Source organism: Vibrio sp. R10-SF1-ISO8, assembly GCF_059833805.1.
Map to the genome: position 1 here is coordinate 573,434 of NZ_JCBDHL010000010.1, position 22,900 is coordinate 596,333.

At 44.9% G+C, this 22,900-nt stretch carries 20 protein-coding genes; 9 read left to right on the forward strand and 11 right to left on the reverse strand.

Annotated elements, in window-relative coordinates; all coding sequences use genetic code 11:
- Positions 1–68: 68 nt before the first annotated feature.
- The 3 genes from AC6R00_RS08245 (at position 69) to AC6R00_RS08255 (ending at position 2,546) form a co-directional block, all read left to right on the forward strand.
- Positions 69–917 carry a pirin family protein gene (locus AC6R00_RS08245; protein WP_500640009.1) on the forward strand — a complete coding sequence of 283 codons (849 nt, stop codon included), beginning with the start codon at positions 69–71 and terminating at the stop codon, positions 915–917.
- 177 nt (positions 918–1,094) lie between these two features.
- Positions 1,095–1,688, forward strand: a complete 594-nt coding sequence (locus tag AC6R00_RS08250; protein ID WP_500640010.1) for a LysE family translocator — start codon at positions 1,095–1,097, stop codon at positions 1,686–1,688.
- A gap of 33 nt (positions 1,689–1,721) precedes the next feature.
- On the forward strand, positions 1,722–2,546 hold the full coding sequence (locus AC6R00_RS08255) for a helix-turn-helix domain-containing protein (RefSeq protein WP_500640011.1): 825 nt from the start codon (positions 1,722–1,724) through the stop codon (positions 2,544–2,546).
- A gap of 53 nt (positions 2,547–2,599) precedes the next feature.
- On the opposite strand, the gene AC6R00_RS08260 is transcribed toward AC6R00_RS08255, so the two are convergent.
- Positions 2,600–4,453, reverse strand: a complete 1,854-nt coding sequence (locus AC6R00_RS08260) for an ABC transporter ATP-binding protein (protein WP_239852221.1) — start codon at positions 4,451–4,453, stop codon at positions 2,600–2,602.
- Between the two features lie 361 nt (positions 4,454–4,814).
- On the opposite strand from AC6R00_RS08260, the gene AC6R00_RS08265 reads away from it, so the two are divergent.
- On the forward strand, positions 4,815–5,792 hold the full coding sequence (locus AC6R00_RS08265; RefSeq protein WP_500640012.1) for an arginine deiminase-related protein: 978 nt from the start codon (positions 4,815–4,817) through the stop codon (positions 5,790–5,792).
- A 60-nt stretch (positions 5,793–5,852) separates the two neighbouring features.
- Here the strand turns inward: AC6R00_RS08265 and AC6R00_RS08270 are convergent, their stop codons facing one another.
- Positions 5,853–6,518: a Crp/Fnr family transcriptional regulator gene (locus AC6R00_RS08270; protein WP_500640013.1), complete on the reverse strand. Its 666-nt coding sequence runs from the start codon at positions 6,516–6,518 to the stop codon at positions 5,853–5,855.
- Positions 6,519–6,711: 193 nt separating this feature from the next.
- On the opposite strand from AC6R00_RS08270, the gene add reads away from it, so the two are divergent.
- The gene (gene add, locus AC6R00_RS08275; protein WP_004743923.1) at positions 6,712–7,704 is read left to right on the forward strand and encodes an adenosine deaminase; all 993 of its coding nucleotides are present in this window, start codon (positions 6,712–6,714) and stop codon (positions 7,702–7,704) included.
- 76 nt (positions 7,705–7,780) lie between these two features.
- Here the strand turns inward: add and AC6R00_RS08280 are convergent, their stop codons facing one another.
- The 5 genes from AC6R00_RS08280 to AC6R00_RS08300 form a co-directional block, all read right to left on the reverse strand.
- Positions 7,781–9,937 (reverse strand): TonB-dependent receptor, encoded by a 2,157-nt coding sequence (locus AC6R00_RS08280; protein ID WP_500640014.1) that lies wholly within the window; start codon positions 9,935–9,937, stop codon positions 7,781–7,783.
- A 309-nt stretch (positions 9,938–10,246) separates the two neighbouring features.
- On the reverse strand, positions 10,247–11,203 hold the full coding sequence (locus tag AC6R00_RS08285) for a GntR family transcriptional regulator (RefSeq protein ID WP_500640015.1): 957 nt from the start codon (positions 11,201–11,203) through the stop codon (positions 10,247–10,249).
- 198 nt (positions 11,204–11,401) lie between these two features.
- Positions 11,402–13,399: a Fe(3+)-hydroxamate ABC transporter permease FhuB gene (fhuB, locus tag AC6R00_RS08290; RefSeq protein ID WP_500640016.1), complete on the reverse strand. Its 1,998-nt coding sequence runs from the start codon at positions 13,397–13,399 to the stop codon at positions 11,402–11,404.
- The gene (locus tag AC6R00_RS08295) at positions 13,399–14,292 is read right to left on the reverse strand and encodes an iron-siderophore ABC transporter substrate-binding protein (RefSeq protein ID WP_500640017.1); all 894 of its coding nucleotides are present in this window, start codon (positions 14,290–14,292) and stop codon (positions 13,399–13,401) included. Before AC6R00_RS08295 ends, fhuB begins: the two co-directional genes overlap by 1 nt.
- Positions 14,293–14,309: 17 nt before the next feature.
- Complete coding sequence (locus AC6R00_RS08300) at positions 14,310–15,077, reverse strand: ABC transporter ATP-binding protein (protein WP_500640018.1); 768 nt, start codon at positions 15,075–15,077, stop codon at positions 14,310–14,312.
- Positions 15,078–15,231: 154 nt separating this feature from the next.
- Between AC6R00_RS08300 and AC6R00_RS08305 the strand changes: the two genes are divergently transcribed.
- The gene (locus AC6R00_RS08305) at positions 15,232–16,440 is read left to right on the forward strand and encodes an MFS transporter (RefSeq protein ID WP_500640019.1); all 1,209 of its coding nucleotides are present in this window, start codon (positions 15,232–15,234) and stop codon (positions 16,438–16,440) included.
- On the opposite strand, the gene AC6R00_RS08310 is transcribed toward AC6R00_RS08305, so the two are convergent.
- Together AC6R00_RS08310 and AC6R00_RS08315 are read right to left on the reverse strand one after the other, a co-directional pair.
- On the reverse strand, positions 16,437–17,168 hold the full coding sequence (locus AC6R00_RS08310) for a siderophore ferric iron reductase (protein WP_500640020.1): 732 nt from the start codon (positions 17,166–17,168) through the stop codon (positions 16,437–16,439). The genes AC6R00_RS08305 and AC6R00_RS08310 overlap by 4 nt on opposite strands.
- Positions 17,169–17,306: 138 nt before the next feature.
- Positions 17,307–18,227, reverse strand: coding sequence for a polyprenyl-phosphate transporter (locus AC6R00_RS08315; RefSeq protein ID WP_500640021.1), 921 nt, complete (start codon positions 18,225–18,227; stop codon positions 17,307–17,309).
- Between the two features lie 654 nt (positions 18,228–18,881).
- On the opposite strand from AC6R00_RS08315, the gene gltS reads away from it, so the two are divergent.
- Positions 18,882–20,108 carry a sodium/glutamate symporter gene (gltS, locus tag AC6R00_RS08320; protein ID WP_500640022.1) on the forward strand — a complete coding sequence of 409 codons (1,227 nt, stop codon included), beginning with the start codon at positions 18,882–18,884 and terminating at the stop codon, positions 20,106–20,108.
- A 58-nt stretch (positions 20,109–20,166) separates the two neighbouring features.
- Here gltS and AC6R00_RS08325 read toward each other — a convergent pair whose 3' ends face one another.
- Entirely contained in the window at positions 20,167–20,901 is a 735-nt protein-coding gene (locus AC6R00_RS08325) for a flagellar brake protein (protein ID WP_500640023.1), read from the reverse strand.
- Between the two features lie 171 nt (positions 20,902–21,072).
- Here AC6R00_RS08325 and AC6R00_RS08330 point away from each other — a divergent pair, with 171 nt between their 5' ends.
- Entirely contained in the window at positions 21,073–21,354 is a 282-nt protein-coding gene (locus tag AC6R00_RS08330) for a GNAT family N-acetyltransferase (protein ID WP_500640024.1), read from the forward strand.
- A gap of 2 nt (positions 21,355–21,356) precedes the next feature.
- Positions 21,357–22,322, forward strand: a complete 966-nt coding sequence (locus tag AC6R00_RS08335; protein WP_500640025.1) for an aminoglycoside phosphotransferase family protein — start codon at positions 21,357–21,359, stop codon at positions 22,320–22,322.
- A 16-nt stretch (positions 22,323–22,338) separates the two neighbouring features.
- On the opposite strand, the gene AC6R00_RS08340 is transcribed toward AC6R00_RS08335, so the two are convergent.
- A complete protein-coding gene (locus AC6R00_RS08340) occupies positions 22,339–22,830 on the reverse strand; it encodes a GNAT family N-acetyltransferase (protein WP_500640026.1) in 492 nt (163 codons plus the stop codon).
- Positions 22,831–22,900 lie beyond the last annotated feature (70 nt).

A 22,900-nucleotide genomic window follows, 5' to 3' on the forward strand; every position in this document is an offset into this window, starting at 1 on the left:
TCAATTTACTCTTCAAGGTCAGTAAACTGTCTTCATTCCTTCATGGAGCCAAACTAAGGGGAGACAGCATGAGTGTAACCAGACAAGTTAATCAAGTAATCCAAGTTCATCCGACCTCAGATGGTGATGGGGTTAAGATACAGCGCGTGGCTGGGTTTAACAATGCGCAGTTTTCTCCATTTCTAATGGTTGATGAGCTTAAGTCGGACCAACGTTCAGATTACGTTGGCGGCTTTCCACCTCATCCTCACCGCGGAATAGAAACGCTAACTTATATGCTCAAAGGTCATTTTCAACACAAAGATCATATGGGCAATGTTGGCGAGCTGAGAAGTGGTGGGGCTCAGTGGATGGCGGCTGGCCGAGGAGTTATCCATAGTGAAATGCCTATTATGGAAGAGGGGGATTTGCACGGTTTCCAAATTTGGATAAATCAACCTGCGCGCGACAAAATGAAGCCAGCTCAATATGTCGATTTTCAGCCAGAGACAATCACTGAACATAGTGACGAGCAGCTTGGTTTGATTCGTGTGCTCGCCGGAACGATCAATGCCAATGAAATGCAGCTTAAAGGTCCGTTAAGTAATACGGGTGTTGAGCTTAGCGTGTCTGATTGGCGCGCCGAAAGTGACCAGCAAGTGAGTGTGTCAGTACCTGAGCAATTCAACATGATGATCTTAAACTATCAAGGTAAGGTTCAAGTTGGTGATTACACACTCAAGCAGGGTGAACTTGCGCTGCTGGGTAAAGGTGAGCGAGTCGACTTGAAAGCGTCCGAGCAAAGTGGCGTGTTAATTTTCGCTGGCGAGCCAATTGATGAGCCTGTCGTTCATTACGGCCCGTTTGTCATGAATACGATGGATGAGATAAATCAAACCATACAGGATTACAATTCCGGTGTGTTTGAAACTTACTAAACAACTTTAGGAGTTCAGCTTGAACTTCACTTAACGCAAAGCGAACTATTCACTGCCAGTTCTTTTTGTTTTGCCACACCTTAGCGTGTGGCTTTTTTCTATCTGGATGCCTGCAATATCGTTCAATAACTCTTACTTCTCTTTGGCTAGGCTAAATGGCTAGTGAAGGAGAACAAAATGAATAGTTTAATTATTGCTATGTTGGCATTTGCGTTTGTGGGTGCCGCTACACCCGGGCCAGTGAATCTTTTGGCGACAGCCACAGCCGCCCAACGAGGTAGTCGAGAAGCCGGTAAACTGGTGCTAGGAGCGTCAATTGCTTATGCTTTAGTTGTGCTCATCTCTGGCAGTGTAATGCATGAGTTGGTTGAGCTTTTACCCTTGTTGGAAGCTAGATTGAAGTGGGTAGGCAGCGCATTTTTACTCTACCTCGCATACCAGATATTTGCTGCACCTGTGGCTGAGTTGGAAGGGCAAACGACGCTGACCTCAGGCTGGTGGATAGGATCGCTTACCCAATTGCTTAATCCCAAAGCTTGGTTGGTGGCGATGTCTGGAGTCAGTTTGTATGTGGTCGGACAGGGCAATACAGATTACTGGCTTTGGGTGTTTACTCTGGTGTCGTTAGTTTGTTGCTTAGTGGGTGTTGGCTTATGGGCGATGAGTGGGCGTGCTTTATCTAGTTACTTATCTCAGCCCCATAAGCAGCGCATTTTTAATCGAATGATGGCGATAACCTTGGCTGCTTCTGTTAGCATGATTTGGTTATAGTTTTGCAAACCTATACAGCGCAAGGAGCTGCGCATGAAAAAAGATAACAGCGCGAATTTTAAGCAAAGTACGGTACTGCCTTGGATTGAGATGAGAATCGCAAGCCAAAGCACCGCTTGTTATGCAGCGCATTCTCACGATGAGTTTTCATTTGGGATAATCCAACAAGGCAAAGCTGACTATCGTAATCACAGCTCGACGCATCATATTGGTCGCGGTGACATAGTGACGATTAATCCCGCCGATGTTCACTCTTGTAACCCGGAAGCGGGAACTTGGTCTTATAGCATGCTGTTTGTTGATACCAAACAGATGGGGGCGATTCAGCGAGAAATTCTCGGCCAATCTCAGGCTGGGTATAGTGCAGACTACACACCATTTCGTCACGCATTTGAGCGCAGTGAGCCAATCAAAAATAACTATTTAGCTCTGTTTAACGATCTCCAGTCAGAAGCGAGCCAAATACAGGTGCAAACTCGTCTGTATGACTTTATTGAAGCTGTTCACGTACAGAGTTCAATGGAGGTTAAACCATCCCCCTCTTCATCATTAAAAAGGGTGCAAGAAAAACTGCTTGATGACGTTAGCCAGATTCATCAGTTGGATCATTTAGCGCAAGAAGCCCAGATGAGCCGTTACCAGCTCCTTAGAGCGTTCAAGCACTACTATGGTCTTCCACCTCATGCCTATTTGATGGATGAGAAAATCAAACGTGCCAAGGTGATGCTTAAATCCGGTCAGGAGATCGCCGAGGTGGCTCAAGAGCTTGGATTTTCTGACCAAGCGCACTTTCAACGTCAGTTTAAAAAGAAAATTGCCGTTACCCCTAAGTTCTATCAATCACATTTTGTTGATTGAGCAGCAATAAAAAAGGAAGCCGAGGCTTCCTTTTTGTCTATTTAACGTGTGATTTAAGCGCTTTGCTTTTCAGCCTCTTCATCACCGATAAAGCCACCAGTCTGGTGTGCCCAAAGTTGGGCGTAGATTCCGCCGCTTTGAACTAACTCTTGGTGAGTGCCTTGCTCAACGACTTCGCCTTTATCGAGAACGATCAATCGATCCATTGCGGCGATGGTTGAGAGTCGGTGCGCAATGGCAATAACCGTTTTACCTTGCATCAACTCATTCAGGCTCTCTTGAATGGCTGCCTCAACTTCTGAATCTAGAGCTGAGGTTGCTTCATCAAGAATCAGAAGCGGAGCGTCTTTCAGTAGGACACGTGAAATCGCAATACGCTGACGCTGACCACCAGAAAGCTTCACACCACGTTCACCAACCTGAGCATCGTAGCCTACGTTGCCAAACGGGTCGTTCAGTGTTTCGATGAACTCATGTGCGTGTGCCTGTTTCGTCGCTCGGTGTAACTCTTCTTCGCTCGCATCAGGGTTACCATACAAGATGTTATCGCGGATAGAGCGGTGCAGCAGTGAGGTATCTTGCGTTACCATACCGATGTTACTGCGCAGTGAGTCTTGAGTGACATCAGAGATAACCTGACCATCAATCTTGATCTTACCGCTTTCAACATCGTGGAAGCGAAGAAGTAGGTTAACCAAAGTAGATTTACCCGCACCAGATCGACCCACTAACCCCACTTTTTCACCTGGCTTGATGTTCAGGTTAAGGTTGCTGATCACGCCTTTAGTTTTGTCACCATAGTGGAAGCTAACATCGTCAAACTCGATACCGCCTTGATTGACTACTAGAGGTTTCGCGTCTGGTTTGTCTTGAATATCAATGGGTTTAGACATGGTTTTCATGCCATCAACTACGGTACCCATGTTCTCGAACAGAGCACCGACTTCCCACATGATCCACATCGACATACCGTTGATACGCAGTGCTAGGGCAATCGCAATCGCAATCGCACCGATACTGATCGAGTTATCCATCCACAGGTAGATAGAAAGCGCGCTGATTGAGAACACCAAAACGTAGTTAGTAATCTCGACCGCGACATCAAACCCTGTCACCAAACGCATTTGACGGTAAACCGTGCCTAAGAAGCCATTCATGCCTTCTTCGGCGTACTCTGTTTCACGTCGGCTATGCGAGAACAGTTTCACGGTTGCAATGTTAGTGTAGCTATCGACGATACGACCTGTCATGGTTGAGCGAGCGTCCGCTTGTTCAGAAGCAACCTGTTTCAGCTTAGGTACAAAGTAGAGCTGAATACCGACATAGCAGAATAGCCAAATGATCATTGGGATCATCAGGCGCCAGTCGGCCTGAGCTAACAGCACGACAATCGAGGTGAAGTAGACAGAAACGTAAACAAACACGTCCATCGTCTTCATCACGGTTTCACGTACCGCTAGCGAGGTTTGCATCACTTTAGTCGCGACACGGCCAGCAAAGTCATCCTGATAAAAGTTCAGGCTTTGCTTAAGTAAGTAGCGGTGAGCTAACCAACGAATCGACATTGGGTAGTTACCAAGTAACGTCTGGTGAACGAGTAGCGAGTAACCAACCACAAGAACAGGCATTACAACCAGCAAAAGGGCGCCGTAGAAAATCAGATCACTCTGGTTATCTTGCCAAAACGTTTCTGGGTTACTGTTCGACAGCCAATCGACCAAGTTACCCATTGCTCCAAATAGAGAAACTTCAACAATTGCGACAATGGTTGCCATTACAGACATGATGATCAACGGGATTTCGAACCCGCGAGTGTAGTGGCGACAAAACGCAAAAATACCCGAAGGAGGCTGTGTCGGCTCCTGCTCGGGGAAAGGCTTAGTAAAGCCTTCAAACTTTTTAAACATAAATAAATTCCTAAACACGCAAAGATAGAAAGTTGCCTATGTGGCAGATGCGTACGTCCACTAGGGTCAATAGACCCTAAAAGGAAGGGTGAAACACCAATCTAGTCACCTATCTAGCTTGGTACAGCAATGGTATACCCTTAGTGGGGGAAATGTAACCAGTTTATTATTCTTTCCTTTGCATAATATTCAATCAAAGATCATAAAAAGTCATTGTGACAATAAAAATAACTGGCTGTAAGTTTAATAGCGGTAATTATTACTGTGGTTGTAGTTAATTATCAGGTTAATTCAGTAATATTTCATTTAACATTATGTCTACAATTGGCAGTAATGAGTGAGATTAATTGAGTCTGTCACAATGTTGAAACAGAAAACCCTACTACAGAAAAATCAATCAACAGTACAAAACGCTAATTGTGTGGTGATGGTGCCACCAAAAGAGTTTGCGTTTAATGCCGAAACGGCGCAGGACAATGAATTCCAACACCAAGTTTCTCTGTCTACCAGCGAAGTACGCCAAAGTGCGATGCAAGAGTTTAACGCCATGGTGGCGGAGTTGCGTCAAGTGGGTGTTCAAGTGGTGGTCTATGATTACCCATTGGGTGAGGTGGAAACACCTGATGCAGTGTTCCCAAATAACTGGTTTAGTACGACTGCCAGTGGTGAGCTATACACATTCCCGATGGCGTGCAAAAACCGTCAGCAAGAAGTTAAAGTCGATGCATTAGTTGCAACGCTTGAAAGTGCAGGTCGCCCAGTACAATCTCAAGACAGTCTTCTGTCATATCTAGAGCAAGATGCGCACCTTGAAAGTACAGGCGTGATGGTAAAAGATCATGTCAATAGAACCGTCTACGCTGCGCTTTCTCAACGTTGTGATCGTGAAGTACTGGAAGATTATGCTGAGCGTATTGGTTACGATCGAGTGGTTTCGTTCCAGACTGCATTGCCATCAGGTAAGCCGATTTATCACACTAATGTGATGATGGCGATTGGGGAAAGCTTCTGCGTTATTTGTGATGAGGTCATCCCTGAGTTTGAGCGTCGATTTGTCATCAAGTCATTAGCGAAGGACAAGCAGGTGATTTCGATTTCACTAGAACAGATGAATCAGTTCTGTGGCAACATTTTACAGCTTGAAACGGTTAACGGTGAAAAAGTGATTGCGATGTCTCAATCAGCATTTGATACGTTTTCTCCAGCTCAACGTGCTCAACTGTCGAGCCATGGTAAGTTGCTGCCATTTAACGTTAAAACGATTGAAAACATTGGCGGTGGTAGCGTTCGTTGTATGTTAGGTGAAGTGTTCTTACCAACACGTACCAACAACCTATAAGCTTCAAGCGAATTTAAAAACCAAATGGGCACCTCATCGGTGCCCATTTTAGGTTTAGTGCTATTGATAGTACTGTTCTAGATAGTCGGTTAGCTTGTCGATATCAACGGGCACTATCTCAGAGCTATCTACGCCTTTCTCGACCAATCCTTCCTTAATCAGTTCGTGGATAATGCGTGTATAGGCTCTTTCGGTGCAGCCGAATCTTTGTGCTTCTTGGTACATATAACTGTGACCCCTAGTGTGAGTACCAGAGGTATATCGAGTGATCATATCCTTGATGATATTGAACTTTAGCGGATAGAGAGAACGTTCCATCGCAATATGCATGGTATTTAGATAGATGTTCGACATACGGTGACTCATCCAAAAGGCCACCTGGGCATCTTCAAGCAGGAACTCAGCAAAGCGTTCTTTTGGAATCACGGTCAGCTGAGCATCTTGTGTCGCAATGACACTAAAAGGGCTAGGCTTACCAGAGAAAAATTCCATCTCACCAAAGAAGTTATCTTCCAGATAGTAGTCCCCTAAGCTGAGAGTTTTCCCATTCTCTGCGGTGTGCAGCACTGAAAACTGCGCCGCTTCTGTCCAATACACTTCATTGACTTCGCTATGTTGGCGAATGATGAAATCGCCTTTGCTGACGTGCAAGGTTTTGTACTGTTCACGTTTCACTAGTTGGCGGATCTTATTCAACCCGTCACTTAAAATCTTATTCTTATCCATAGTGAATTTGCTTTGCTTAACATTGATTTGGCTATTTTGGCGTGCGACCGGACAATTGTCGTGTTATATATCATCGTTAATCATATACCATGAGTTTTATCGTTATCAAAACAAATGATTAAGTGTCATTACCGCCACTTTGGTGTGTTGAGCTACGCTTACTCAATAAGCAGGAAAGTTAGGACAAAAACAGATGAACTACTTTGATCTCCCTAAAATCGATCTTCATTGTCACCTAGATGGCAGCCTTCGCCCGCAAACTGTGCTTGATTTAGCCGCTGAAAATAACATTGAGCTGCCTAGCCAGAATGCCGAAGAGATCAAAACAATGATGATTGCGCCGGAAACTTGTCCTAACCTGCAAGAATACTTAGACCGTTTTGCACTGCCAATTAAAGTGATGCAAACCGCAGACAGCATTGAGCGTATTTCTTTTGAGCTGTTCGAAGATGCTGCAAAAGAGAACGTGAAGTACCTTGAAGTACGTTTTGGCCCTCAGCTGCATACACAGCAAGGGCTGACTTACGCAGAAATCATTGAGAGTGCGGTCAAAGGCATGAAACGTGCTGAAGCGCAGTACGATATTAAAGGTAACTACATTCTGTCATTGGTGAAACTGCTACCAATCGATTCAGTTAACGACATTATTGATGCTGGCGCTCCTTTGTTAGGTAAAGGCGTTGCTGCGTTTGACTTAGCGGGTGCTGAGCTAGACAACTTTGCTCATGAATATGTTGAGTACACTCAGTATGCTCGTGATAAAGGCTACCGAATCACCATTCACGCGGGTGAGCAAGGCTGTGGTCAAAACGTTTATGACGCCATCGAGCTGCTAGGTGCAGAGCGTATTGGTCACGGTGTAGCAATCAAAGATCATGCAGAGGCTTACAAACGCGTTAAAGAAGATGTGGTTGGTCTTGAAGCTTGTCCAAGTAGTAATGTTCAAACCAAAGCGATTCCAGAGCTTAAGCAGCACCCACTGAAAGAGTTCCACAACGACGGTCTAGCAGTCACGATTAACACAGACAATCGCACTGTATCAAATACGACGATGACCGATGAAGTGCAAAAGGTGATGGAGCAGTTTGAACTTACCGCTGAAGATTACAAACAGATCTATACCGCGAGTGTTGAACAGTCTTTTGCTTCTGATGAAGTGAAAAAACACTTAATGCAGTACGCGTAAATCACTAGGTCAACAGAACCTAGTAGATAAAACAAAACCGCCGAACAGGGCGGTTTTGCTGTATTGGCGGCTTTGTTTAGAACTTAACTTGGTAGTTAAGAGTGTAGGTACGTCCACGACCTTTGTAATCATAAGCTGCTGATTCATAGTGCTTTGAGTAGATGATTTGCGCACGTTGACCCCAAGCTGTGGTGTAGTCCTTATCAAATAGGTTTTGGATACCGAAACCTAGGCTACCTACTGGAAGCTGGTAGTTACCGACCAGATCAAATAAGGTGTAGCCATCTAGCTTGTTGTTTGAAGCATCTTCATAGTCAAACATGGTTTGGCTTTGCAGTTTTACCGCAAGATCTGCGTCGTACCAACCTGCCCAAGCATTGGCCTTAGAAGTACTTGCATAGCCAGCATCATAGTCTTCCCAGCCATTATCGCCTTTCACTTCAGATACTACATAGTGACCAGAAGCACCAAGCTGAATATTGTCATGAACCCAGTAAGATGCCATTGCCTCTAAACCGTAGACACGTTTCTTATCTTCGATTTCTTCGATAAGCAGGGTCGTCTTATTGTACTTAACATTCTTGTCTGATTGAGAATAGTAAGCCGCAGTTTGTAGGTTTAGATCGCCTGTATCTAAGCGGTAACCTAACTCAAAACTATTGGTCTTAATCCCTGACATTTTTGATTCATTGACGTTAATGCTGTCGTTTAGTTGCCAATGATCTCCAACCAGTGTGTAGTTACCTTGTCCGTAGTACTTAGCAGGATCAGCAAGATCAAACCCTTGAGAGAAGTTTGCCCATACTTGAGAGTCACTGTTTAGGTGATAAATTGTTCCCAAGTTAAATAGTGCGACTCCATAATCTGTCTTACCCCCAGGGACTGCATCAGCTGAAATACCATTTCCTTTGGCAATTTCTTTTTGCTGGTCGTAATCAACAAAATCATTAATCTTGTTTGACATGTATTGGTAGCGTACACCACCTTCGACTGTCCAATCTTCAGTGATTGAATAGTCTGCTTGAGCAAAAGCGGCAACTGAGCTGACTTCAACTCCCGGGTAACGTCCAACTTGGGCATAAGTCTTGTTGATTAGGTTGCCAGAGTTATTGGCAATGGTTGGATCATACAGTGCTTGGTTACTTTCCAACTTGTCTTGATAAGCATCGACACCATAAACAATGTTAAATTTATCGAAGTTTTTCGCGAGTGCAGCTTTAAGCGAAATGACATCGGTAATCTGCTGACCAGAAGACTGGTAGTAAGGAGTGTAAGTCTGGTCTTCTTTACGGTATGACGCTTCCGCGATGAGTTGATGTCCAAGGAATTGCTCATCTACATAAGAGGCACTAAGCATGATGCGTTCCGTACCGTGTTCACGATCAGAATCAAAACCTTTACGTACATCTACAAAGTCGCTGCCGACAATATACAGTCCATATGGCGAGTCTTGTTGGCTATCATAGTATTGCGCAAGAAGGTTCAGCTTTTTGGTGTCTGAAACATTAACACCTACTGTTGTTAGAAAATCTACGGTTTGATTAAACTGTAATGAGCCCTGTGAGATATCTGGAGTTACAATGGTGCCATTAGCATCGAAGAAGCCTTGAGTCTCTGTGTATACGACAGAAGTACGAGCTTGAACTTTTTCATTGCCGCCCGAAATAGACTGTGCAAGTTTGTAGTCGAAGTCTTCACTTGAGTTAAGGCCCGATGTTCCACCTACATAGGATTCAAATTCTAATTCTTCGCTTTGCGCTTTTTTGGTGATGATGTTAACCACACCGCCTGAAGCACCTGCTCCGTATATTGATGTAGAACCAGAAAGTACTTCGATACGATCAATATTGAACGGGTCGATTGAATCTAGATGGCGGCTGATAGAGCGCGAAGATTGCAGAGAAACGCCATCGATCATCACGAGCATCTTACGTCCGCGAAGGTTTTGACCTAGATTAGTGCGGGCACCGCTGCTGACATCCAAAGATGGAATTGCCGAAGCCAGAATATCACCAAGGGTCTTACCACCGCGGTATTCTTGTTCGATGGTTTCTGATTCTATATACCAAACCGTACCAGGAATATCGCTGATCGCTTTAGGCGTACGACTGGAGACAACCACCATCTTGCCTTCAGTTGTGTATTCTTGTGCTTGGGCTGTAAACACTGTGCTTACTGCGGCGATCGCTAGCACAACAGTGGATAGAGGGAACTTCCCTTTACTCGCTTTCATTATTTTCTCTATGTTTTTCAATACAAAGCTGCGCAAATTAGTATTTGGCGGCAAGACTGTTTTGTTATTTCTAAATAAGAATCATTATTATTGTATTTTTGCAGCGAAAGTGCAATATGCTAATGCGAATTATTTTCTTTTAACTCAATAGCGGTGTGATAATTGTGGTTTGAAGAGGACCAAAGAGTCGGTAGCGCTCAGGTGTATGGTGACTTCAGCGTGGGTTTATGAGTAAAAACAGATTTGGGGGTGGGATAGAAAAACAAGGCAGCTGTGCTTTAGCTGCCTGTTAATCCCGATTGATATTAACTAGATGTCGATGTCAGCAATACTGGTTACGAGCTTTTCTCGTTCTGATAGCGAAAGGTTAACCACATTGCCATAAGTGCGCTGCATGACGCGAATATCATTTTCTAGTAGTTGAGTGAGCTTCTTGGATGCACCTTGGTTGTCGCCTGCCAGTACAAGTTCGATGATATCTAGGCGGCGTTGACAAGACTTGGTGACAGAAGATTGAATATGCATAGATACGAGATCGGTCGCTTTACGCATTCGATTATGTTGCTGCATATTACCAAGCAAAAAGCGATTACCAGAACATGCGGCAATCCGCTCATGAAATTGTGCACTTAAGTTAAATAACTCACTTGCGCTCACTGCATCAGGATCTTGAATCGCTTTAAGGTGATGGTCGCGACACTCCTCTAGCGCGTGGCGGTCGAGTGACCAACTCGGCTCAAGAAGACCAGCAGGTTCGAAGATAAGTCGACATCGGTAGCTCTCGGTGTGTCGTTCAAGCGTGTTGAGTACGCCATCCAGGTGCCATTTATAGCCGGGACTGCGGCGTAAGATGCCATCACTTTCGAGTAGGCGGAGTACACTTTGTACTTCACCTCGGTTGGCGTTATAGCGCTCTTGAAGCTCTTTCTCAGAAAATGCAGCGTCGATATCACCGAAGAACAGATCCATGAGTAGTCTCAGGTAAAGCTTCTCCTGGCGAGATTCTTCCTTATTGGAGGCATCATCGGATTTGATGGCTTGCGCATCTAGCTGTAGGACAAAGCCTTTATAGGGAACCGCTTTGGCGATACCTAACGCTGACATATAAGTGAGCACAGCGCGCATCGGCGTTCTTGAGACTTCAAACTGTTGGGCTAATGAAGATTCGTTCAGGTTGTCGCCAACTTTTGCATGCTCCGCTTTGAGCTTGCTGATGACTTTATTGAACAAATCTTGCTGAAGTTTAGTAATTGCTGTCTTTTCCATGAGTGACAATTTGTAGTGTTCTTGCCCCCATAGTAATCATAAATTCATCTCATTACCATTAATTGTATTTTTGCAACCAAAATGCAATTTAATGAATTTGGAATAAGTAACAAATAGATAGGGCGCTTCAATAGAGAGGAGGAGTTGCCACAGAAGACCAATACATTAGCCTCCTATGGCGAGTTGTGGTTCTAGAGGCTAACGTCTCATTAGGTAGAGGAAGTAGCCGCCACCAATCAAGGACGCAAGCAGTCCAGCAGGGAACTGCCAAGGGAACCAAAGTGTTCGTCCTATCCAATCCGCCAATACCATGATGGTTGCCCCGAGTAAGGCTGCGGTGAGCATTTGCGGAGTTGCTCGATATTGGTGAAGTGAACGCGCCATATGCGGAGCCAGTAGGCCAATAAAGCTGAGTGGGCCAATCACTATGGTGCACAGCGTCGTCAAGGCAGCAACCAGTAACAGTAGCACCAACCTAACCACAGTGGCGTTCATACCAATACTATTCGCCGTGACTTCACCTAAGCCAATCAACTCAATCCAACGATTGAGAGATAGCGCAATCGCACCAACAAAGGTGACGCCAATCGCGAGCAGAACAACGTCATTGTGTGCTACTAAGTAAGTCGATCCAGATAGCCAAGTGAGCAGCGCAGACGCGTTATCATGGCCTGAGCTCATTGCGATTCTAAGTAAAGCATCTAAACCTGCACTTAAGGCTATACCCGTCAGTAGGGTTTGTGTTGGGGCAAAATTGTGTTTTCTGCCCATTAACCATACCACTGCTGTTACCGAAACCGCGCCAATCGTACCGAGCAACATTTGTTGTTCTCTGCCCACTGCGATACCAAACAAGGTGCCGAGAACCAATGCGAGCGCTGCACCCGAACTAATCCCTAGCACTTCTGGGCTAGCCATTGGGTTGTTAGAGATACGCTGAATTATCGTTCCTGCAAATGCTAAACCTATTCCCGCAATCAGCGCGACAAGTACGCGTGGTGCTCGCAGTTCAAACATTGCTTGGTTGAAACCAAGACTCCAACCCAACTGATTCTTACCGACCATAATCGCAAAGAGAGAAGCTGCGATGAGTGCAACGGTCAGTGCAGCCAAAATATTGCGAGTGCTGACTAATTTGTAATGCTCGACATGTTCAGAGCGTGCTTTAAGGTCGGATTGCAGCTTAGTTCGTTGTAGTAGCCACAACAAAAAAGGCGCGCCAATTAAGGCTGTCATCGCGCCTGTCGGTAACAGCTCTCCACCGACACCAGAGAAAGGTTGGATCACTAGATCAACAGTGAGCAAGATACCACTACCAATAGCGCCACTGGCTAGAATTTGTTTGGCAAGGGCTCTAACGCCAAGCATTCTGGCGATAGCTGGCGCAACGATGCCGACAAAGCCAATTAAGCCCACCTCACTGACCACGGCAGCGGTAATGAAGATGGCTAACGATAAGCAGAGTAGTTTGATCTGTTTGATATTCACGCCCAACGATGTAGCGACATTGTCACCAAACTGCAGTGCGGATAATGGACGCTGTAAGACTAAGAGTAAGCAGGTAGGTAAGAGAACCAAAGGCAACAGCATTTGTGTACTCGACCAATCGTTCTGATTAAGTACACCCGCTCCCCAGACAAAGATGCTGGTGAGTCGCTGTTCATGGAGCATCAATAGCATGGTGTTGACTGAGCCTAAAAACAGGCTCACCACCATACCTGCGAGCACCATATGCAGTGGTGAAAACCCTCTCGCAGAACTTAAAACAAACACCAGTCCGGTCGCGAGGCAGCCGCCAATAAATGCCGGAATAAAACCTGGGATGACAAGGTTAGCGGGGAGCAACAAAATACCTAGCACCATGCCCAGTTCAGCACCTGCTGCGACGCCTAATGTTGTTGGAGAAGCGATAGGGTTGCGTAAGACAAACTGCATCACACAACCCGCAACGGCGAGCGCAAATCCACAAATGATCGCGACAGCCAGTCTTGGTAAATAGGTTAAATGGGTGATGAGATGCTGATAATTGGCAGAATCAAAATGAAAAATGGTGTCCCAAATGAGGCCAATACCTTGTGAATAGGGAGCGGTGATTTGCAGCAGAGAGCCAATGATCAAAACAGCAGCGCTGAATATCGCTGCTGTTTTAAAACTTAATCGCCTGTTAGCTTGGTTTGCGATCTTTAAGGTATTCATTATTGTTGGATGAGTTGCTCGGTAATGTGGTCACTAAATCTTTGTGCTGCGATTAGTCCACCAAACGTCCAAATTGCAGGAAGCTCGTAAACAGAATCTGTACGAGTAAATTCCATCGCTTGCCAAAGAGGAGACTGCGTAAGTTGCTGACGTTCTTCCTGTTTCAAAGGGCCAAAAATCATCACGTTAGCCTTTTGATGCTCGGCCAGCTTTTCTGTTCCCGCTGTTGTGAAACCCCATAGATTGGTTTGCTCTTGCCAGTCATTCTTTAGCCCCATCGCACTGATGGTGTCTTGCGCCAGAGAGCCTTGGCTGTGAATTCGTAGTGTTTTATCGTTAATGAATCGTGCAAACAGTAGCGGTTTGTCTGCTTTTCCGGCTGAAACAACTTTTTCTCCGTTGTTCGCAAGGCGTTGATCCGTTTGCTCGATCACTTGCTTGGCACGTTGCTCTTTGTCGAACAGTTTACCCAAAGAGGTCGTAATGGATTTTGCTGACGCTAATGGTTGCTTTTCTTCACTATAAACACTGTAAACGAGAACAGGCGCAATCTTATTCAACTGCTCATAGGCAGCGGCCATGTGTTTGCTGATTAAGATGACATCGGGGTTGATATCCGTGAGTAACTCTAAATTAGGTTCACGGCGCGAGCCGACATCAATCACATCAGAACCTAAGCTTGGTTCTACAACCCATTGCTGATAGCCGTTGGTATCGGCGACACCTTCGAGGTCAACGCCTAAGCTGAGTACGGTTTCGGTCAGTACCCAATCTAGTGCCACGACTTTCTTCGGCGTCGTTTCAAAGGAAGCCGTTCCCATTTCATGGGTAATATCGAGCGCGTAGCTATTGAATGCCAAAGCTGCAGAGAGCATTACTATGAGTTTTTTCACAACAGGATCCTTCTGGTTTAAGGGATGTAGCTGATTGGTTTGCCCGTTTTAGGGTGCTCGAACAACGCGAGCTCCATACCGTATATTTTCATTAATGTTTCAGGCGTCATTAACTCTTGAGGAGAGCCAGCTGCGATCAATTTTCCAGAGTGAAGGGCAATTAGGTGATCGCTGAACTTAGCGGCCATGTTGACATCATGCAGTACCATGATCACCGTTAAACCCATCGATTGGTTGAGCTCTCGGATTAAGGCTAATAGTTCATATTGATGGGCAACATCTAAAGCCGAAGTCGGCTCATCAAGCAAAATACATTGGCTTTGTTGAGCGAGTAGCATAGCGACCCAAGCCCTTTGTCTTTCACCACCTGATAAGGTAGCGACAAATCGCTGCGAAAATGGTGTTAAGCCAACTTTCTCTATCGCTTCGTCGACAATGGCGTAATCTTCTTTTCCGTAACGACCAAATGCCCCTTTCCATGGGTAGCGTCCAAAACATACCAGCTCGCGAACGGTAACACCGTCAGTGATCGGCGGATGTTGAGGCAAATAAGCCACTTTATGGGCGAACTCTAAGCTCGAAAACGAAGAGACGAGTTGTTGATCAAACAAAACTTGTCCATGGGTTGGCGCATTTTGACGACTAAGAAGTTTGACTAAAGTCGATTTACCGCAACCATTGTGACCAAGGAGAGTTGTTACCTTCCCCGGAGCAAAATCAAGCGTAGTGGGAGATAAGATAACTTTACCGTCGATTTCGAACGACGCATCGACAAGTTGATACATAAGTGAAATATGAAGTTGAGTTATTGGCTTTTAGCCGCTAACTTTACCACGCCAAAAAAGCAATGAGAATTATTTTCACAATCAATAACTCTATCATTAATGATAATGGATAGGGCATTGCTGACTTTTATAACAATTACAATGAATTACAAATATGTCGGTTTTACACAGCAAAAAGACTCAACTGTGGGCAATCAGTTCAGCTGCAGCACTCATGGGTATTGGCCAAAATGGCTTGCTCGTTTCGTTGCCTTTTTTAGTTGAACGCTCTGCATTTAGCTTACCTACTTGGTCGATTCTCATCGCGATTGGGAGCTTTCTGTTCTTGCCCTCGGCACCTTATTGGGGCAGATATAGTGATAAACGTGGGCCGAGAAATGTGGCTGTCCAAGCCTTGTTTGGCATGGCGATCAGTTTCGTGCTCTTGTTTCTATTTGCCATCCTAAGTGAGTATCAGCCTCATATGGTGATGGTCTGGTTAGTTGGCTTGCTACTCGCTCGGGTTATATACGGTTGCACTGTGTCGGGAATGGTTCCCGCTTGCCAACATTGGGCAATCCTTTTGTGTGGTGCAGAGAATCGATTACAAGCCATCACGAGTGTCAGTATTGGGTTGAGCACGGGTAGGCTTGTTGGGCCTTTGATTGCTATAGTGGCGTTAAAGTTGTCTCCCTATGCGCCATTAATGCTGATGATCGCGCTTCCTGTTGTCGCTCTCTTCGCGGTGCTCTTGCTGCCAAGGCCTCAACATTGTGTAAAGAGTAAGAAATCGGCTGAGGCTTTGTCTTGGTTGCCGAATAAATCTTTCATGCCTTATCTGGTGAGTGGTTTGCTACTTTGCGCGGCGATAGCGCTGTTACAGTACACCTTCACCCCGCTGATGAGTTCGGTAACCAGTTGGTCGACGGCTCAAATCAGTGACGGGATTGGGGTGCTGTTGACGATCAGCGCGGCGTGCACGTTTACCGTTCAGCTGCTAGTTGTTAAAAACAGAAAAATCACGCCAGTGAAAATGTATCGACTCGGGGCGTTGGGCTTGCTGTGTGGCTTGGTACTTTTCCTCTTACCCAATATCTGGCTGTACGCTTTAGCGATGGCAATTGCCGCGTGCGGAGCTGCTCTACTTGTTCCCGCCTATACTTCTGAGGCGACTGAAAAGCATAGCGATGCCCCAGGCTCCGTGGCGGGTTACATCGCTATGTCACATACTATTGGCTATGGATTAGCATCGTTACTGGCGTTCACCGCAACCATTAACGCTTTGTATCCTATTTATTTGTGTATCGCGTTTTCGGTGCTGATAGTCGCAACCGCTTATTTAGTTACCAAGAGCCCCTCTAAAGACGTTTCCGAGCTGTCTTAACGTTTATTGTCCGGGTGCCGAGGGCAGTCAGTACAGAGTTCCCGTCCTTGGCACTTATAGACTAAGCAGCAAGAAGTTCGCACGAAGACGAGTTGCTTCGATGCTTCATCATAGCTAAGTGAAGCCATGAGTTTTTCAGGAAGGTTGCAGGCAGCTAACCATTGTCGAGCTTGACCAATTAAATACTCTCCGGGAAGGTCGGGAGCAAATTGACTTAACTTAACTAGACAACCGAGTATCCCGTCTGCAAATAGGTGATTAGTAAATCCAGGTCGGATACGAGTCCAGATACTCATCTCATGGCGGAAATAATCAAATAGAGCGTTGAGCTCTTTGCCAGCATGTTCAATTAACTCTTTTTCAGTCCCCTCAAAGTAGTCTTCACTGTCAAACTGATAGCCACTGATAAAATTGGGCTGAACTTGTTGGCCAATAGCTGAGAGTTTAGGTAAACCTTGGCAAGAGTAGATAGCAATAAAAGCGACATAAATAGGCTGCCAACAAAGCAGTGTCCAAGTACGAGTCAGCCAGTAAGCCGCTCCGGCTTCGGGATGTTCTAGTTGAAGTCTTTCGTACAGTTCACGAATACTCTCTGAGCTCGAGCGATCCATATGAATGAGCGGGTGCTCGGTATTGACCTCTGTTAGGGGTTTTATTGAGCCGTGCAGATAAGGGGTGACTTGCTGTGAGTGCTCGAAGAGGTGCTCAAAGAATGAATGGCCACTCATATTGTTGTACTTATTCCGTTAAATCAGTTGAGCCAAGAATAAAGAAACCTAACCCTTATTACAATTGATTATCATTACAGATTAGATTTATGGCAATAAAAAACGGCTTCAATGGAAGCCGTTGTTCAAAGCTGAAGATTAAAGGTCTCTATTTTCGGCGAACTTCTCTAAACCTAGAACTAAGCCGATTGCACAAAGCATTAAGACAATAGCAATGCCGAGTTGAGATGGTTGAGAATTCAATGCTTCAAAGGCAGAAGGTGATAAGTTGTGCTGAATCAGAGGGACTTGCTCACCGCTAGAGTTGGTGCGCCAACTGATGGTTTCTTTCCACGGCCAGATTTTAGGTAAAGTGCCTAGCATTAAACCAGTTAGGAAGACGAGAGTAAGATCTCTGAAACGTTTTAGAAGCCAAGAAAGAACGTGAGAAAAACTTAGTAAGCCTAAAACACAACCCGTTAGGAACAAAGCGAGGATCGGAAGATCAAAGGATTTAACCGCTGCCAATACTGGGGTGTACATACCAATCAATAACAAGATAAAGCTGCCAGAGATGCCTGGTAGGATCATCGCACAAATAGCGATACCGCCCGCGAGAAGAACATTGATGCTGGTTGGTTCAAGTTGGAGTGGGTTAAGTACCGTTATGCTATAAGCGAATGCGACCCCGAGAAGCAGAAAGACCAATCGGCTTAGGCTTTTTTGTTCAATCTGCTTAAGCATATGGAACACAGACACAAGAATCAGCCCGAAGAAAAATGACCATAGTGGAATGGGGTGAGTCACCAGTAGCCATGAAATCAGTTTAGCGAGGGTTGCAATACTGGTTAGTACACCGCCAAACAGGGCAATGAGAAAGAAACCATTGATATGTGCAAACGCTGCTTTAAAACCTTCGCGCTTCCAGATGCCAATAACACTAGGGTTAATGCGACGAATACTTTCAAGCAAGGTGTCGTAAATACCAGTAATGAATGCGATTGTCCCGCCTGACACACCAGGTACAACGTCTGCTGCGCCCATTGCCATGCCTTTGAGAAAAGTAGTTAAGTAGTTCATTCTTCGTGATAACTAAATTTAGGTGCCAAGAGTATACCGACTCTTATGTAGAAAAAGTATGAAAAATCAACGTTGATAAATGTGTTTATAGGAACATGGTTTAATATGTTTTTGCAAATAATTGCAAAATGCAATTTTCATATTGCATTTTGGCAAGTAAAACCGCCCAAAAAATGCGGTGTAAGACAAAAATAACGTGGTTTTAAAGTTGGCACGCTAACTGCATTATTAAAAGCGACCCTTATTAAGCCGAGGGTCACCTAGCCAACTGACGTTGTTAGTGAATGTAATTTGTTCACACTATATATAAGCCAATCGCAACATTGCGGTTGGCTATTTTTTTGCCGAAAACCTTGTCAATCTTTATCTCGTCTGAATGTGTAAAGCTAATATCTGGCGCACGTTTACACCCTCTTAAGTCGTGTTTTTTAAGTCAATACTCGACAAATGGGCGCAAGTTTATTAATAATGCCCGCTTTCTTTTCGCAACCCAGACTAATATTTACAGGGTTAACTGTTGAAACGAGCATCTTGAGGCTGTTTGTATAAGGACAAATTTCAATAGAAAAATTGAATCAATGAGCATAGCTCCACAGAGTCAATAAGGGCTCTGGACTCGTTAGGGAAGATGAGTGAATCAAAAAAAGAGGTTATATGAATCAGATAATTTCAGTTGGACCGCTAGAATCTTTCTTAATCGCTATCAGCGTTTTATTCTTAGGGCACTTCGTCAACTCTAAACTTCCTGTCTTAAAGAAGTTCAATATCCCTGAGCCGATTGTCGGTGGTCTTATCGTAGCTGTCATCATCACATTAATGCATTTCAATGGCATAGACCTGGAGTTCTCTCTACCGTTGCAAGAAGTGTTTATGTTGATGTTCTTTAGTACTGTTGGCCTTGCTGCTAACTACACCCAGTTGATGAAAGGGGGAGCTAAAGTCTTTATCTTCTTAGCCGTTGCGTCTTTTTATATCATTATCCAAAACGGTGTCGGAGTCTCTATGGCGACCGCTTTGGGGCTTGATCCTTTAATGGGCTTGATTGCTGGCTCTATTACGCTTTCTGGTGGGCATGGTACTGGCGCGGCTTGGTCGCAAACATTTGCTGATAGTTATGGCTTATCTAACACGCTTGAAATCGCAATGGCATCGGCCACGTTTGGTTTGATCATCGGTGGTATTATTGGTAGTCCAGTCGCGCAAAAGCTGATTAACAAGAATGGCTTTGAATCTGAATATGGTACTGGCATACATACCCATGAGCGTTTCCCTGAACTTGTTACTTACAATGAATATGAAGAAGACAAAGTAACCGCGAAAAAAGTCATCGAGATTTTGTTTATTCTTCTTATCTGTGTGACGGGCGCTAAATATCTAGAGCAGTGGGTCAGCAGCTTTGAGATCAGTTGGCTAATGATTCCTGATTTCGTTTATGCGTTATTTATCGGCGTATTCATCACCAACCTGTTAGAAGTGACTAAGACGCATAAAGTGGATGCGGAAACGGTGGATATATTAGGTACAGTTTCCTTGTCTCTATTCTTAGCAATGGCGCTGATGAGCTTGAAGCTATGGAATATCTTTGACTTAGCGATTCCGTTCTTAATCATTCTGGCTGTGCAATCTGTTGTGTTAGGTGTTTTTTCATACTTTGTGACTTTCAAAGTCATGGGCTCAAACTACGACGCGGCTGTTATTGCTGGTGGTCACTGCGGTTTTGGCCTAGGTGCTACGCCGACTGCGGTAATGAATATGGGGTCTCTGGTGAATAAGTTTGGTCCGTCACCACAAGCATTTATGGTCGTGCCAATTGTTGGTGCATTTTTCATCGACATTGTTAACTTGATTATCCTCCAAGGCTACATTTCATTTATTGGTTAATAAGCCCTATATAACAAAACGCCCTGCAAATTTGCAGGGCGTTTTTGTATTTGTCTGGTTATCTTAGCGTAAGCTTAGTGCCATCAAATTTTAAATGACCGAGTAATACTTTGGCGTTGTCTTTTCCATCATCAGTAAATGCAACACCATAGCGAGCATAATGTAACGAGCGCTGTAAGTTGCACACTTTTCCATACAAAGGAGCGAACTCTACGCCTTTTAGTGAGCTTAGTTGAACATTTAAAGCGATCTCATCGCCAACTTGGAAAGGGCGGCTCAATGGGGCAGTGATAAAGCGACAACCACTTTTCGAGAGGTCACGAATTTCACAATCGAGTTTATGAGTTTCAGCGATCACTCTTGCTGCTAGATTCACTTCGAAACGCGGTTCTTTACGCAGTTGCGTGACCTGCATAGTTTGAGGAACAGAGAGGGTGAAAATCGGCACAGGGGCTTTCATGACATGTTGGAGTTGTCCTCGAAAGTGAACAATAGCCCCTTCTCCTCTCGGCGAAATTGCTCGAATGGTTGCCCAAAAACCCTCTTGGAAGAAAAAGTTTAAATCGTCTTCTGAAAGCTTTGGTAGCTCGGCTAAAATGACATTGCCGGAGTGAGTACCAATAAAAGACGTTTTACAGCGAAACGTTGTCCCTACAGGTGTTGTAATGCCAATCGTCAACTCACCGCCATGTTCAATCATGGCTAACGCATCAGTGCTATTTAAGGTTGAAACATTTCTGTCGTTTGTAGAGCGAGCAGGTTGCTCTTTAATTACCGCTGCTTGGGTATTCATCTAGCCTCCGTTGTTCCCACCATGTTATTGTTTTTGAGGTAGGTGAATATGTGACGTCCGTATGACAAACAAATATACTTCGGACAATGCCATTCTATGTTTGCTTGGCGGTATGTTCAAACATCAAATCACTCAATAAAGTTGAGCTAAGTATCATTTTTAGGAGTCAACATGTCTCATAAGGTAATTCTTGATGAAGTAAACTCACAGTTTCGTGTTCATCTTGAGGGAGATCACTACGCAATCGTGAAGTTTGAAGACAAAGGCAATGTGTACGCTATCACCTCGACCAAGGTACCTGAGGAGCTTCAGGGTAAAGGTTACGGGAAAGTGATGATGGAAGCCGTCTTACCGGAAGTGGAACAACTTGGTGTAAAGGTTGAGCCGATTTGCAGCTATGTTGTGCATTACTTGAATCGCAATGCTCAGTGGTCTCATCTCAAAGCAGAATAACAATGAAGTACAACTATCAACCGCTTCTTTCAGAGCTTGGCTACTCCGCACTACATTCGTTAGATGTATTACAAACCTTATGGGGTGGCTATGGTGAGCTCGTTCGTCTCAATGTCGATAGCACCAGCATTATCGTCAAACATGTTCTGTTGCCGAAACCTAAGCATCACCCAAAAGGCTGGAATACTGATGTCTCGCACCAACGTAAACTTCGATCGTATCAAGTCGAACTAAATTGGTATCAATTTGCGGCGAAGCGATGCCATGCCAAAGTTCCACAAACGATACTGGTTGAGCAGCATGAACAAGAGCTGTTATTGGTGATGGAAGATCTTCAGCAAGTGGGTTTTACCGAAGTCGTCACAGCACCAACTCAACATCACTTAAGTGCTTGTCTAAGCTGGCTTGCCGATTTCCATGCCCAGCATATCGGTCATCAAGGAGAGGGGCTGTGGGAAGTTGGCACCTATTGGCATTTAGCTACCCGAGCTGATGAGTTACAAGCATTGAGTGATGAGGGGCTGAAGGCAAAAGCAAAGCAGATAGATAGTGTACTCCAGAGTGCCGCTTATACAACGCTCGTGCATGGCGATGCGAAGCTGGCTAACTTCTGCTTCTCTCCAGATGGTAAAAACGCAGCTGCAGTCGATTTTCAGTACATAGGTAAAGGGTGTGCGATGAAAGATGTCGCGCTGTTTATGAGCAGTGCGGTGGAGCCGCAACAATGTGCTGAAATGGAAGCTTGGATTCTGGATGAGTATTTCGCTGCTCTTCAGTTGGCACTGCAGAAACATCAACCTCATTTATCTGCCGAAGAGGTTGAAGCGGCTTGGCGTCCTTTGTTTGCCATTGCATGGACAGACTTTCAGCGTTTTGTGAAAGGTTGGAGTCCAAAACATTGGAAAATCAATGACTACACAGAGGGTTTGAAAGAACGCGCGTTAGAGATGTTAAAGGCTTACCCTTAGGTAAGCCTCGCAAAAGTTACACTTTGATACGCGCCATGTAATACGTGTTAATGTATTCACCTTCTCGGTAAGATCCGAATTTGGACTCACCTTCTATCTCGAATCCAAACTTCTTATAACAAGCAATGGCTTTGTCATTGTCGGTATTGACTTCGAGCTGTACTCTTTTTACTTGCAGCCAGTTGTCGGCTAAGTCAAGCACAGTCTCTATTAACTTGCTGCCTATACCCAGCCCGTGGTAATCATCGTGCACGCCGATACCAAAGCTTGCACAGTGAGCCGTGCGGGGCCGTTGAGAGTGCTCAAAGCCAATATTACCAACCACTTTACCGTCAACTTCTGCCACAAAGCTATAGACACCAGTAGGCATGTTTTCCAGTCGGGTCGTCCACATGCTCAACGAAGGTTTTGGGAGCTGGAGTGTCTCACGTTGCGCTTTAGGTTGTGAGTAAATTTCACACAATGCAGCGGCATCGCAGACTTGAGTCGGACGTATTATTATTTCCATATTATTTGCCTTTTCGACTGGTTAAACATTCCTTCACCATAACCAGAATAATAGGAATGTTAAAGCATTG